The 13,026-nt window shown below is 58.0% G+C and carries 12 protein-coding genes; 2 read left to right on the top strand and 10 right to left on the bottom strand.

Translation table 11 applies throughout. The features are described 5' to 3' along the window. The first annotated feature begins 178 nt into the window (after positions 1-178). On the top strand, positions 179-574 hold the full coding sequence (locus CDH48_RS18220; RefSeq protein WP_100690133.1) for an ectoine synthase: 396 nt from the start codon (positions 179-181) through the stop codon (positions 572-574). Between the two features lie 513 nt (positions 575-1,087). Next, complete coding sequence (locus CDH48_RS19760) at positions 1,088-1,234, top strand: hypothetical protein (RefSeq protein ID WP_198515533.1); 147 nt, start codon at positions 1,088-1,090, stop codon at positions 1,232-1,234. A 96-nt stretch (positions 1,235-1,330) separates the two neighbouring features. Here CDH48_RS19760 and CDH48_RS18235 read toward each other — a convergent pair whose 3' ends face one another. The 10 genes from CDH48_RS18235 to CDH48_RS18280 all read right to left on the bottom strand — a co-directional run bounded on the left by CDH48_RS18235 (position 1,331) and on the right by CDH48_RS18280 (position 12,939). Beyond that, entirely contained in the window at positions 1,331-2,416 is a 1,086-nt protein-coding gene (locus tag CDH48_RS18235) for an aldo/keto reductase (RefSeq protein ID WP_100690135.1), read from the bottom strand. 84 nt (positions 2,417-2,500) lie between these two features. Beyond that, positions 2,501-3,307, bottom strand: coding sequence for a dienelactone hydrolase family protein (locus CDH48_RS18240; protein WP_100690136.1), 807 nt, complete (start codon positions 3,305-3,307; stop codon positions 2,501-2,503). 90 nt (positions 3,308-3,397) lie between these two features. After that, the gene (locus CDH48_RS18245; RefSeq protein ID WP_100690137.1) at positions 3,398-3,964 is read right to left on the bottom strand and encodes a TetR/AcrR family transcriptional regulator; all 567 of its coding nucleotides are present in this window, start codon (positions 3,962-3,964) and stop codon (positions 3,398-3,400) included. 44 nt (positions 3,965-4,008) lie between these two features. Continuing rightward, on the bottom strand, positions 4,009-4,677 hold the full coding sequence (locus CDH48_RS18250; protein WP_100690138.1) for a cupin domain-containing protein: 669 nt from the start codon (positions 4,675-4,677) through the stop codon (positions 4,009-4,011). 63 nt (positions 4,678-4,740) lie between these two features. Next, entirely contained in the window at positions 4,741-5,361 is a 621-nt protein-coding gene (locus CDH48_RS18255) for a glutathione S-transferase family protein (protein ID WP_100690139.1), read from the bottom strand. Positions 5,362-5,589: 228 nt separating this feature from the next. Beyond that, entirely contained in the window at positions 5,590-6,057 is a 468-nt protein-coding gene (locus tag CDH48_RS18260) for a GbsR/MarR family transcriptional regulator (RefSeq protein ID WP_011784128.1), read from the bottom strand. Continuing rightward, entirely contained in the window at positions 6,041-7,477 is a 1,437-nt protein-coding gene (locus tag CDH48_RS18265; RefSeq protein ID WP_100690151.1) for an efflux transporter outer membrane subunit, read from the bottom strand. The genes CDH48_RS18260 and CDH48_RS18265 overlap by 17 nt, the downstream gene beginning before the upstream one ends. Then, complete coding sequence (locus tag CDH48_RS18270; RefSeq protein ID WP_100690140.1) at positions 7,467-10,634, bottom strand: efflux RND transporter permease subunit; 3,168 nt, start codon at positions 10,632-10,634, stop codon at positions 7,467-7,469. The genes CDH48_RS18265 and CDH48_RS18270 overlap by 11 nt, the downstream gene beginning before the upstream one ends. After that, complete coding sequence (locus tag CDH48_RS18275; protein WP_227521174.1) at positions 10,631-11,863, bottom strand: efflux RND transporter periplasmic adaptor subunit; 1,233 nt, start codon at positions 11,861-11,863, stop codon at positions 10,631-10,633. The genes CDH48_RS18270 and CDH48_RS18275 overlap by 4 nt, the downstream gene beginning before the upstream one ends. Before the next feature lie 77 nt (positions 11,864-11,940). After that, complete coding sequence (locus tag CDH48_RS18280) at positions 11,941-12,939, bottom strand: lipid A deacylase LpxR family protein (RefSeq protein WP_100690153.1); 999 nt, start codon at positions 12,937-12,939, stop codon at positions 11,941-11,943. Positions 12,940-13,026 lie beyond the last annotated feature (87 nt).

Consider the following 13,026-nt stretch of genomic DNA (forward strand, 5'->3'; position numbering starts at 1 on the left):
TTGGTCTGTAATGATCAAAGGAATAACGGGTCGACCCATTGCAGTAGCTCCGTCGATGCTTTCTGCAATTATAACCTTAAGCTACAAATTATTCGACGAACTTTTGTTAGGGCACACTAATGTTTATTCTATAAAGCTGTTTCACCCGATTCTGACCAACCAACCATGAGATACGCCCATGAAAATCGTTAAAGTTCAGGACATCATTGGTACCGAGCGTGAAGTCAGCGACAAGCAGTGGACCAGCCGCCGTCTGCTGCTCAAGAAGGACGGAATGGGATTTTCCTTCCACGAAACGATCATCAAGGCAGGCTCCGAGCATACTTTCTGGTACAAGCACCACCTGGAAGCCGTTTACTGCGTTGCCGGTAACGGGCGCATCAAGGACCTCGCCACGGGTGAAGTTCACGAGATTACCGACGGTACCCTCTACGCCCTGGACAACCACGACAAGCACACCCTGTACGGTGGCACCGAGGACATGCGCCTGATCTGCGCCTTCACCCCGCCGGTGACCGGCCAGGAAGTCCATGACGAGGACGGCGCCTACCTGCCGGACAGCAGCGATAACTGATCCGCCCTGATAGGGCGGCTGATCTGACCGCTGGCACACCCATGCCGGCGAGTCCCGATCTTGGTGGCGCCACCACTGGCACGTTTGTCCGACCTGCGCCTGGGCACTGGTACATAATGAGACGGGCTATGACCACAACATGGCTGCGGCTAGCATGTGAAGGCGCTATCGGAAGCACACAAGTACGTTACACAGAGTTTCCACAGAGGTAGCCACCACCGCAATTGCATGGCTTTTTGATTGATGGTGCACAACTGGCCGTTCGCAGGCGGTCCAGTCGATTCTCTTGCCCATCTGCACCAGTTCCTGCCGGGGGTTAAGGATGTCTTCGAGGTAGGTTTCCAGCAGATCTCTCTGTCGGCCGGGGCTTAAATTGATGGCTTTGCGCAGCACAGGAAACGGAATTCATGACCTCATTGCAACAGAGTGATCCTGAATCGACAAGTTCCAAAAAGGGCTTTTTCCGGAAATTGCCGAAAAGGCATTTGGACACTTGGCTTAGTCTTGATGTTTATGGACATCTCATCCGAGCTTGTTTACAGCCTCTTGCCGAGATTCATGACTACGCTCGGTGCATCCATGGTCAACATAGGGATCATTGAAGGCTTTGCCGAGACCCAGCAATCGAACAAGACTGGTCTGGGACTGCCCTCGGTATGACCAAGAGCAGTCAAGCATTTGATCTACCTGTGTCATGAGGCTTGCGCCGTATTTTACAGAGAGTCAAGAGGCCTCTGCGCCGGGACTGTGCCAGACCTAATCCTTCTTATGATCCCGGTACCCGGCCATCATTTTCATCATCCAGCCCGGATACTCCTCTGGTATACGGCTCACCTCGTCGAGCGCATTAAGTTCTTGGCCCGACAACCGGATCTGCGCTGCCTGGATATTGGCTTTCAGCTGCTCCGGCCGCTTGGCGCCAACGATAATACTGGATACAGGCTTCTGGTGTAGCAGCCACGCCAGGGCGATTTGGGCTACGGTAACCGGCTCGCCGTCCATCTGCTTTCCGTCGGCAATCTCCCGCATCACCTTGATGACTTTGCTGCCCCGCTCACGGTTGACGGGCGGAAAGTCAAACTTGGCACGCCGGTTTTCCTCGGACACGTCCGGCCCCTCGTATTTACCGGACAGATAACCGCCTGCCAGGGGGCTCCACACCATCAGCCCGACGTTTTCAGATTCCAGCATCGGAATAATATCCCGCTCCAGGTCGCGACCCACGAGGGTATAGTGGGCCTGCAGGGATATGATCGGGCACAGGTTGCGGGCCCGGCTGATGCCGATGGCTTTCATCACCTGCCAGGCGGCCCAGTTGGACAAACCCACGTACCGCACATGGCCCTGTTGCACCAGGGTGTTCAGTGCCCCCAGGGTCTCCTCGATCGGGGTGGCCGGGTCAAAACCGTGGATCTGGTACAGGTCGATATAATCCGTTTGCAGGCGCGCCAGGCTCGCCTTGCATTCATTCATGATGTGGCCGCGGGAAGCGCCACGGGCATTGGGGCCCTCGCCCATCGGGCCGAGCACCTTGGTGGCCAGCACGACATCTTCCCGGCGAACGCCGAGGTTCTTCAGGGACTGGCCAACAATGCGCTCACTGGCGCCGAAACCATAGATGTTGGCGGTATCGATAAAGTTAATCCCCGCTTCCAGGGCGATCTTCACCAGTTCGTCGGCCTGTTCCTGCTGCAACTGGCCGATCAGCCCCCAGATGTCCTCATCACCGCCGAAGGTCATGGTGCCCAGACACAGTTCGGAGACGAACAGACCCGAGTTGCCCAGCGACTTGTAGCCTGGACGATTGTCATCATTGAACCGCGGTAAACTCTCAGTTGCCATGTTGCACCTCCTCATGCTTTTCGGTTGGTGTTCCAGAATTCACTGTAAAGACTGCCGGTTTCGGTTTTTTTGCATTCGCTTGTGTTACTCGGCGAAGATGGCCTTATAGAAACGCATAGCGCCATCCCAGGAGCGGGCGGCAGCCGCTTCGTCATAACCCACCGGCATGCCGAACTCCTCGGCGATCTTGTCAGCACCCGGGTTGGTAAATGAGTGCAGCACTCCGGGGAAGCTCACCAGTGTCAGATCGACTTCGGCATCCTGCATCTCTTTGACCAGGCTCGCCACCTGATCCGAGGGGACCAGCTTGTCGGCACCGCCGGTATACACCTGGACCCTGGCTTTTACAGACCCGGGTTCAGCCTGGAGAGGGCTGCCGAGCGCACCGTGGAAGCTGACAACGCCGTCCAGATCAACACCCATGCGCGCCATGTTGAGAACGACGGCACCGCCAAAGCAGTAACCCTGCGCTGCAATTCGGGACGCATCAACACTTTCGTGGTTCTTCAGGATGTCCATCGCCTTCATGAAGCGTGCCTTGACCTGGTCCATGTCCCTGGTGGCTTCCTGCATGAATTGCTGGGCAGTATCGGGATGGTCGGCTTGTTTGCCAGAGCCATACATATCCAGTGCAAACGCTGTATAGCCGGCGGAAGCAAGCCGTTCTGCCTGATTTCGCGCGAATTCATTGTGCCCCCACCATTCATGGACAACCAGAACCCCCGGACGCTTCTGCCCGAATTCATCATCCCAGGCCATGTAGCCGGTGAAGGTCTCGTCGCCGACTTGATACTCGATGGTTCTGGTTTGCGTTTCTGCCAGTACCTGCGTACTTGCAACAGTGAGTGACAGCGTGGCTGCTGCCAGTGCTGTTTTCAGGGTGCTCATCATCTGTTTGCTCCTTTTCATTCGTTATGGGTCGGTTTGCGTAGCGATAATGTACCGGGAGCCATAAAGCAAAGCGCGATGCTTGCCCAGTCGTTACTGGCAGCGGGCGCTCAGCAGTCGCGTTGCAGCATCAAACACGCCAAGGTCTTCTTCGGTGCGCGCTGCGAGGTGGGCACCTTCCAGCATCGCCAGGGTCGCCGGTGCTTCATCAGTCGGATCACCGATGGCCGAGACGGATCCATCCCTGTGCCCCAGCTCAAACGTTTCTGCAATCCACTGCAGAACCATTGCGCGAACGGCGCCGACTCTGGCAATGACGGTGTCGGACAGGCTTTCGCGGCAGGTCGAAAAGGCAACACACAGACACACGGTTTGGCCATCATGCAACGCTCCGCGGTACAGGGCAATGAGTGCCTTGAGGCGCGCGCCGGCGCTGGTATGAGCTGCCTCGATCTCGGCAAGACCCTGCTGCAGACTGGTCTGATAGCGTTCGATCAAGGCTTCGGAGAGCTTCGCCTTGGTGGGGAAATGATAATGGATCGAGGCCTTTCGAATGCCGATGGCCTCGGCCAGATCCGCGTAGCTGAACCCGTCAAAGCCCCGTGACCGAACGGTGTGCTCGGCAAGATCCATCAGGGCTGTTCTGGTATCACGGTTCATGGTTATCCACCTGCCTGCCTTTGCAATCCCGCTATTGCCGGGCCTTATACCCTCGGTGCCCCGGCAAATCGCAGGTGCCCCGTTTTCATCCAGATCTTGGCGCCGTCGTCCCCGGCCGTCACGGACAACCTGTGTCCTTCGGGGAGGCGCAGCCAGTCATGCCTGGCCAGCACCTCGCCTTCCATGGTAACCGAACCTTCGATCACCAGCAGCTCGATTCCGCCGGGCGCCTCAGAGGTCAGTGTCGCCCCCGCATCGAGCTGGCTGTAGGTCACGATCTCACGATTGTCCTCATGCAGCTTTGCAGTGGCAACGCCGTCTACCGGGGCGCCCAGCCCGGCCTCCATATTCTTGCTGAACTGGGTGCGGTCGGCCAGGTCGAACTGCCACAGTTTCACAAATATCGTGCAGCCTGTGTCAGAGCCCGGAATATGTGAGGTGGTTGGAGGGTTGCGCACATAACTGCCGGCAGGGAAATCACCGTGCTCGTCCTGGAACACACCGTCGAGTACGATGAATTCTTCTCCCCCAGTATGGGTATGCGCCGAGAAATGACTGCCCGGCGCATAACGCACGATGGTGGTGGCGCGGGCAACTTCGTCTCCGATCCGGTCCAGCATGCGCCGCTCCACCCCTTTCATGGGCGAGGGCTCCCATTCAATCTGGTCGGAATGCACAACCACCGGTTTGGAGAAATCTGCATTGATCTCCATGTTATTTCTCCCTTTTGAGACCTTCCTGTTTTCAGCGCTTGCATTAAATCCGAAAGTTTCGGGTCATCCGGCGATTGAAGGACGGGCTGCGACTTTTGCGCGCCAGGCCTGTAGATTGGTCAGGGACTCGGGAATGTCAACCTTCGCGAAATCCGCAAACCCCAGACCGGCAAAGGCGGTGATGTCTGCGACCGAGAAGCTGTCACCTGCGAGAAACTCGTTGTCCGCCAGAACGCTGTCAAGGTAGGCCATGGTTGCGCTGGCCACTTCTTTCTGTTTATTGCCCCACTCAGCGCATTGCCAGGTTTCCAGATCCGGACCGAGCCCCGGGGTCGCGTGATGGAAATAGGCACCCACGGCGTTCATCAGACCGTTTTCTGCCCGCAGATTCATCATTGCGATACGGGCACGCTCCGCTGGGGTTGTACCCATAAGGGACGGGCCATCGAAGACACCGTCGATATATTCGGTGATGGCGTTGCACTGGGCGATGCAGGTGCCGTCGTCAAGTTCCAGCATGGGCACGGTGGCATCCGGGTTTTTCGTCTTGAACGCATCGGAACGGTGCTCCCCACCCATGACATCGACCGGGACGAATTCCACCTTATTTGTTGCGCCTTTTTCTGCCAGGGCGATGCGAACCCGTAGCGGATTGGGAAAGCCTTCAGTGTCGTAAATTTTCATGGATTACCTCTGTTGGTCATTAAGCATACGATGTTTAAGTTACCTATCAGTAGGTAGGTGCGCAAGAGGCAATTTAACTATTCTGCTTTGCTTTGAGCCGCTGACAAGACATTCCAAACAGCAAGGACGGTCCAGGCCTCCTCGCAGTAACACCAGCCAGGGTTGCTCTGACATAGCCCGCGTTTCCTTCAGGCCCGGATTAAATCCAAGGTTAAACCTTTGATGTTATTATTTTTTATGTCCATGGATTTGAGATTTCAGCTGCTTTAGAAGGTCTTTGGAGCTCTCATAATACAGGGTGTAGAACTGATCCAGATCAGCCAGCTTGGCAAGCGTTTGTTCATTGGTAATGGTTGCCTTGGCTTCGGCGATCACCTCCTTTCTGGCCTCGAGCCGTTTTATCTGCCCTTCCACCAAGGCAGCGTAGGGATGGGGACGAATCGCGAAGAAGTCCTGGCGCTCACCCGGCATTGTTCGACGCTCAACAATGCCGAGTCTTTCAAGAAAGCACGTATTCGTACTGACGCTCGCCTTACTGACACGCAACGTATCCACAAGCTGCGATGAGCTGACGGGACCATCCGACACGATCAGTGTCGCCCAAAGTTGCCCAGCGATGCGGGAAAAGCCTTCAGATTGAGCCTGAAGACCGAGGCGCTCAATAAAACGCCTGTCTGATTCAGTCAGTGTTTTCATAATCAGAAGATTGCAATGAATTCTGCCAACCCCCGCCCAGCGCGCGATACAAATTAACCGTCGACTGCAAGTGATCGCGCCGCGTTTCCACGAGATCAAGTTCGGTTGTAAACAGGCTTCGTTCAGCGTCCAGCACCTCCAGGTAACTGGATGCGCCACCCTCAAAGCGCAATCGCGCAAGTTTAGCCGTGCTTCGCAGTGCTGCTACCTGCCGGGCCTGCGCTTCCAGGCGCTCTTCGGTACCACGCACCCCGGCCATAGCGTCGAGCACCTCCCGAAACGCCACCTGAATGGCCTGACGATACGCAATCAGGGCCTGGCGTTGACGCGCCTCCGCCTGATTGACCAGTGCCTCGGAACGCCCGAAGTCCAGCAACGGGCCGACTACCGAGCCGCCCAACTGCCAAGTGGATGCGGAGCCCTGGAACAAGTCGCCACCGGACGCACTTCGCAGGCCCAGCAGCCCCTCAAACGAAATCCTGGGCAGAAACGCCGCCCGGGCAACACCGATTTCGGCGTTGGCCGCGATCAATTCCTGTTCGGCTGCGGCAATGTCGGGTCGCCGAACCATCAGATCTGCTGGTCGGCCTGCAGGGATACTGGCCGGAACATCCATCTCACCAATGGTATTCGCTACGGAAATATCACTCCGTACAATCCGTTGTGGATCTCGCCCCAGAAGCACTGCCAAGGCGTTTCGCTGAAGGGAGCGCTGTTGGCGAAGCCTCGGAAGTTCGGATTCAGCGGCCGCAAGCTCGGATTCTGCCTGCCGCAGGGCCAATTCATTAATCTCGCCTCCTTCAAACCGGGCCCGTTGCAGGGCGACCGATTCGCGGCGGGACGACACGGTGCGTTCCGCGATGTCGATCTGACGATCAAGCGCACGCAAATTGAAGTAACCATTGGCCACCTCACCAATCACGGCCAGTCGCACGGCCTCGCGATTCGCTGCACTGGCCAGAAGCCGTGCCCGGGCTGCTTCGCTGGCATTGGCAAGCCGCCCCCAGAGATCCAGCTCGTACGATAGCACCCCACCAACCTGGATATCGTTGAAGGGTTGACCACCACCAGCGCTGTTGACGGCCTCTTCACTCGGTCCCTGGCGCACCGCTGAGCCCTCCACCTCCAGAAGCGGGTATTGCTCTGCCTGCTGCCCGGTAAGGAGCGCCCGTGCTTCGGCAACCCGGCCAGCCGCGAGCTGCAGATCGCTGTTGGCATCAAGCGCCTCCTCAACAAGGGTGACAAGTGCCGGATCGCCGTAGCCACGCCACCAGTCCAGGGGGAGTTTCTCGTCCGCCGAAAGTCGTGCGGACGTCCAGGTTTCCGGCACCGACGGCTCGGGTTTCTCAACAGTCGGCGCGAGTGAGCAGCCACCAAGTGCCAACGCCATCACAGTGGTCAGCAATGCCTTAACGGTCATCAGCCACACCTCCATCTGCCCGTCCGGGAGCGGCCGCAGCCGAGTCATCCTGGTCTCTGGAGCCACTCAGAAAATCCGTGATACGGCGGACGACCACATAGAACAGTGGAATAAAGAACGTCGCCAGTATCGTTGCCGAAATCATGCCGCCGAGAACCGCCGTTCCTATCGCAATACGCGTGGTTGCACCGGCACCACTGGCGAAAGCAAGCGGCAACACACCCATGCCGAAAGCAACCGATGTCATCAGAATCGGCCTCAAGCGCACTCGCGCCGCTTCCTTGGTTGCCTCAATCAGCTTCATTCCCTGATCCTCGAGTGTTCGGGCGAACTCCACCAGAAGTATAGCGTTGCGCGCAGTCACACCAACGGTGGTCAGAATGCCAACCTGGAAGAAGACGTCGTTAGGAAGCCCGCGAACCATCGCTGCAAGTACCGCCCCGAGTACGCCCAAGGGCACCGCCAGCATCACGGAAATGGGTATGGTCCAACTTTCGTAGAGCGCGGCGAGCGCCAGAAACACCACCAGTGCCGACAGCGCGTAAAGCAGGGATGCCTGGGCACCGGCCTGGCGCTCCTGATAGGACAGGCCGCTCCAGGCGCCGGCCACACCGTCCGGGAGTTGAGCGATCAAACGCTCAACCTCGACCATGGCTTCACCGGTACTGTAACCGGGAGCCGGCTCACCCTGAATCTGGCGGGACGGAACACCGTTGAAACGCTCAAGGCGCGGTGAGCCATACTCCCAGCGTCCGTTCGTCACTTCGCTCAACGGGGTCATCTCTCCATCAGCGGCTCGCAGATACCACGCCTCAAAATCCTCAGGCAGCATCCGGAAAGGGGCATCACCCTGAACATAGACTCGCTTGACCCGCCCCTCATGGAGAAAATCGTTAACGTATTGCGAGCCCCAGGTCACCGACAGAAGTCGACTGATCTCGGATAACTCTATGCCAAGGGCCTGTGCCTTTTCGTGATCAATGTCCACTTTGTAGCGGGGATTGTCCGCCAAACCGTTGGGACGCACACTCGTCAGCACGGGGCTTTCGGCCGCCAACTGCAGCAATTGACCTTGCGCTGCCATGAGTGCTTCATGCCCGATGGCACCCCGATCCTGTAAACGCAATTCAAAGCCCAGGGCCTGCCCCAATTCCGGTATCGGTGGCAAATTGAAAGCAAAAGCCCGCCCATCACGCACCAGCCCGGCAAGCGCCCGGTTCGCCCGCTGAATGATCGCGTCGGCGCTTTGCGTCTCGGGATCGCGCTCACTCCATGGCTTGAGATTGACGAACGCCAGTCCCGCGTTCTGCGCCCGGCCAGCGAAGCTGAAACCAGCGATTGTGAAGAGGCCCTGCACCTCATCCTGGTCCATAAAGTAATCTTCGATAACCTGAATCGTATCGATTGTACGCTGCTGGGTCGCACCGGCGGGCAACTGATACTGCACCACGGCGAACCCCTGGTCTTCCGCGGGCAGGAACCCGCCGGGCAACCGCACAAAGAGAACGGCCACCAGGCCGACGATGCCCAGGAACGCCAGTGTGTAGAGCCAGGCGTGGCGTGCCGTATGGCCAACCAGCCGGACATAGCCCCGGGTCAGTCGCCCCAGGCCTGCCTCAAACCAGCCGAACAGTTTTTGCAGCAAGGTTCTTTCGTGCGTGGGCTTGAGGATCCGACCACACAGCATGGGGCTCAGAATCAGAGCCACCAGCACCGAAAGCACCATGGCACCAGCAATACTCAGGGAAAACTGCCGATAGATTGCCCCGGTGGAGCCCGGAAAGAAGGCCATCGGGATAAACACAGCAGACAACACCACGCCGATGCCAATCAGCGCGCTGGCTATCTGCCCCATGGACTTGCGCGTCGCCTCCATCGGGCTCAGGCCGTCCTCATGCATCACACGCTCGACGTTCTCAACCACCACGATGGCGTCATCCACCAGAAGGCCGATCGCCAATACGAGACCGAAGAGGGTGAGCATGTTGATGGAAAAGCCGAAGGCCGCCATGATCGCAAAGGTGCCCAACAGCACCACCGGGATTGCGATGGCGGGTATCAGGGTAGCCCGCCAACTCTGGAGAAACACGAGCATGACCAGGACCACCAGGGCGATTGCCTCGATGATGGTTGTGACCACCGCGTCGATGGAGGCCTCCACGAAGGGGGCCGTCTGGTAGGGATACCGAATCTCCACCCCTTCGGGAAAATAGGGCTCGAGCTCCTGGACCCGCGCTTTAACAGCCTCTGTGACGGCAAGCGAGTTGGCACCCGGCGCCAGATTGATGCCAAGGCCGGCAGCCGGTTCGCCATTGTAGAAAGTGTCAATCTGGACTGCACCGCCGCCCAGCTCAACGCGGGCAACATCCCCCAGGCGCACCCGGGAGCCGTCGGGCATACTCTTGAGCAGGATGTTGCGGAACTCTTCGGTTGAGGTGAGCAAGGTCTGGGCGGTGACCGTGGCATTGAGCTGCTGGCCCTCGACTGCGGGCAGCCCGCCGAGCTGGCCGGCGGTGACCTGGGCGTTTTGCGCCTCAATGGCGGCGCTCACGTCGGCGACGGTCAGGCCGTAATTGGTCAACGCCGAAGGGTCCAGCCAAATCCGCATCGCATATTCAGAGCCGAAAACCTGCACGCTGCCGATACCGGTTACCCGTCCAATGGGTTCGGCTAACTCGGAGCTGATAAAATCGGCGATATCCAGCTTGCTGAGGCGACCGTCGGTAGAGACGAATGCCATTACCATCAGAAAGCTGGTGCTGGATTTCTCGACGCTGATCCCCTGCTGGCGCACCACTTCCGGGAGTCGGGGTTCCGCCAGTTTGAGCTTGTTCTGTACCTGGACCTGAGCAATGTCCGGATCGGTGCCCGCCGCAAAGGTGAGAGTAACCGTAGCGTGGCCTGAGGAATCCGCTGTCGACCCCATATAGAGCAGATTGTCGAGGCCGGTCATCTCTTGTTCAATGACCTGAACCACCGTATTGGACACGGTGTCCGCCGAAGCGCCAGGATAGTCGGCCTGAATTTCCACCGCCGGCGGTGCCACCGACGGATACCGCTGGACCGGCAAAACGAAGATCGCCATGATACCTGCCAGCATGGCGACAATGGCCAGAACCCAGGAAAAAACGGGCCTGGAAATAAAGAAATTAATCATTGTGCGTGGCCCTCGTCGTCGGAGGCGCTTTTCTGTGAATTATCCTTGCCACTGGCTTGCTGGTTTTGGGTGGGATGTAATGGAATATCTGCGGCAACCGGCTTCACCTTGGCTCCTGGCCGAACCTTCTGCAGACCGGAGACGATGAGACGATCTCCCGGTTCCAACCCCTTCTCCACCAGCCAGAATGCACCAATGGCCCGCTCTGCCTCTAACTGGCGGGCGACAACTTCACCCTCCGGGTTGACCAGCAACGCGGTGGCCTCTCCTTGCGGATTACGGCTCACGCCCTGCTGCGGCGCCAGAATGGCGTTCTCCCGAACTCCCTCACTCAGACGAACGCGCACGTACATTCCAGGCAGAAGGTCTTCGTCCGGATTGGGGAAGACGGCTCTCACCGTGACAGAACTGGTGCTTTGGTTGACGGTTACATCCGTAACGTCAACGCGTCCCTTATGCGGATAGGGGGTGCCGTCTTCGCGCAACAAAACAGTCTCGGCTTCATTTGGGCCGGCCTTAGAAGCCGCGCCCTCCTTCAGAGACGACCGAATTCGAGCCAGTTTTTCGACCGGTAGCTGAATATCGACATACATGGGATCAAGCTGCACCACGCGTGCCAGGACCTGGGGCTGATTGGCGGTCACCAGCGCACCCTCCGTGTACAGTGTCGGGCCAATGCGCCCGGCGATGGGAGCCTTGAGCTCGGTATACGCCAGATCGATACCCGCCGTTTCGACCATCGCCTGGGATCGGGAGACATCCGCCCGGGCTGCCTCCAAGGCCGATAGCGCTTCATCACGTTGACGCTTGCTGACCGCGTTCTTCTCAAACAAGTCTGACGTACGTGCCCACTCCCGCTGCGCCTGTCTCAATTCGGCCTGTGCGCGCTCCAGTTCTGCCTGGGCCCGCTGATGGGCAGCACGGTATCGGTTGGGGTCGATCTGGTAGAGGACCTCACCTGCTTTGACCTGGGCGCCTTGTTCAAACAAGCGCTCCTGCAAAATGCCCGTGACTTGCGGCCTCACTTCCGAGATACGGTAAGCGGCAGTTCTGCCCGGCAGTTCCATTGAAAGGTTCACACGCTGAGGCTGCATTTCAACAACCCCGACTTCCGGAGGCGGCGGTGCAGACCGCTCAGCCTTTGCCTGACCGGAGGAATTGTCGCAACCGGCCAGCAACAAAGCCGCCACCCACACTGGCAACATGCGGACCCCAAATAGACGCGCCATCAAACTCTTCTCTGTCTGCATATAACTAACCTCTGAATGGGCCAAAGACTCAAAAACCGTTCGATCCATGCCTTCATTTATAACCAGGTAGACAGAACGATCGATCCAAACTGATCGACGCCGTCCTTTTCCTCAAATTCTTCGCTTCGCCACAGGTAGGTGTAAGCGATCTGCCAGCGATCCCAGGTCAATGCCGCACCCACCTGGGCGTCGCCAACCCATTCGCGGCTATCAACCGAGTGGCTGTCCTCGAAACTGTTGCCGTCGAGCAGCAGGTTGTGCGCCATATAGCGCCCTTCAACGGCAGCGAAGAGGTACCAGCTAAAGCCCTGATCCCGCCGAAAAGAGGATTGCCCGCCTTGCGCGGGGGCGACTGATGGAATGCCGAAACTACGATCAAGCCCCTCTCCCAAACGAAATCCAAGGCCACTGGAAGCGTAGGTATACAGGTTGCCGAGCGCCAACCCGGCAGACGGTCCATATTCAATGGTCAGTCCAGAAAAGTTTTGCTTCATAAGCCAGGCACGTTCATAACCGAAATTGATGACTGGCTCGTTATCAAGCTGGTTGTCCCAACCCCTCGGCTTGTCTGCCGCAATTAGTTCATGGAAATTTCGTTGAATCACCTCAGCGCCGGAGGCCGGGCCCACCATGCCCACGTCGATATGCAGGCTGTCTGCCAAACGCAAGCCACCGCGCTCCCTTTCGCTCAGTAGCGAAATCCCGCCAAACAAAAGGCCGGCATAGGGACGGTCATCTTTAATAAGCGCTTCAACCTTTATATCTTCCGGCGTATACATCTGTTGCCCCAGCCGGTACGTTACGCCCGCAAGACTACTGCCAGACCAGCCCGGAATGACGTCCGCAAGACGGCGGGTCCAATGTCGATCCGGGGGCTCAAAGGCCCAGATCACCTCTACGCCGTTGGTATATTGACCATCGCCGCCGGCGGAAAACGCATCGTTTTCCACTTTCAGGGACAGCAGGCCTTCAGCGGAAGCTGATGTCACAAGAGAACCCAGCAACAAACCTGAGCACCAATTCCGATAACGCTTTCTGCAACATCGAGATTTCAATGAAGAGCCCTCTGCCAAGGCGGGTTGCTCAGGATGCAAAAAAACTTGCCCCAGAATGCTGACATACCTTCCGCTACGGCGACTTTT

Source organism: Marinobacter aromaticivorans (assembly GCF_002806975.1).
Taxonomy (GTDB): Bacteria; Pseudomonadota; Gammaproteobacteria; order Pseudomonadales; family Oleiphilaceae; genus Marinobacter; species Marinobacter aromaticivorans.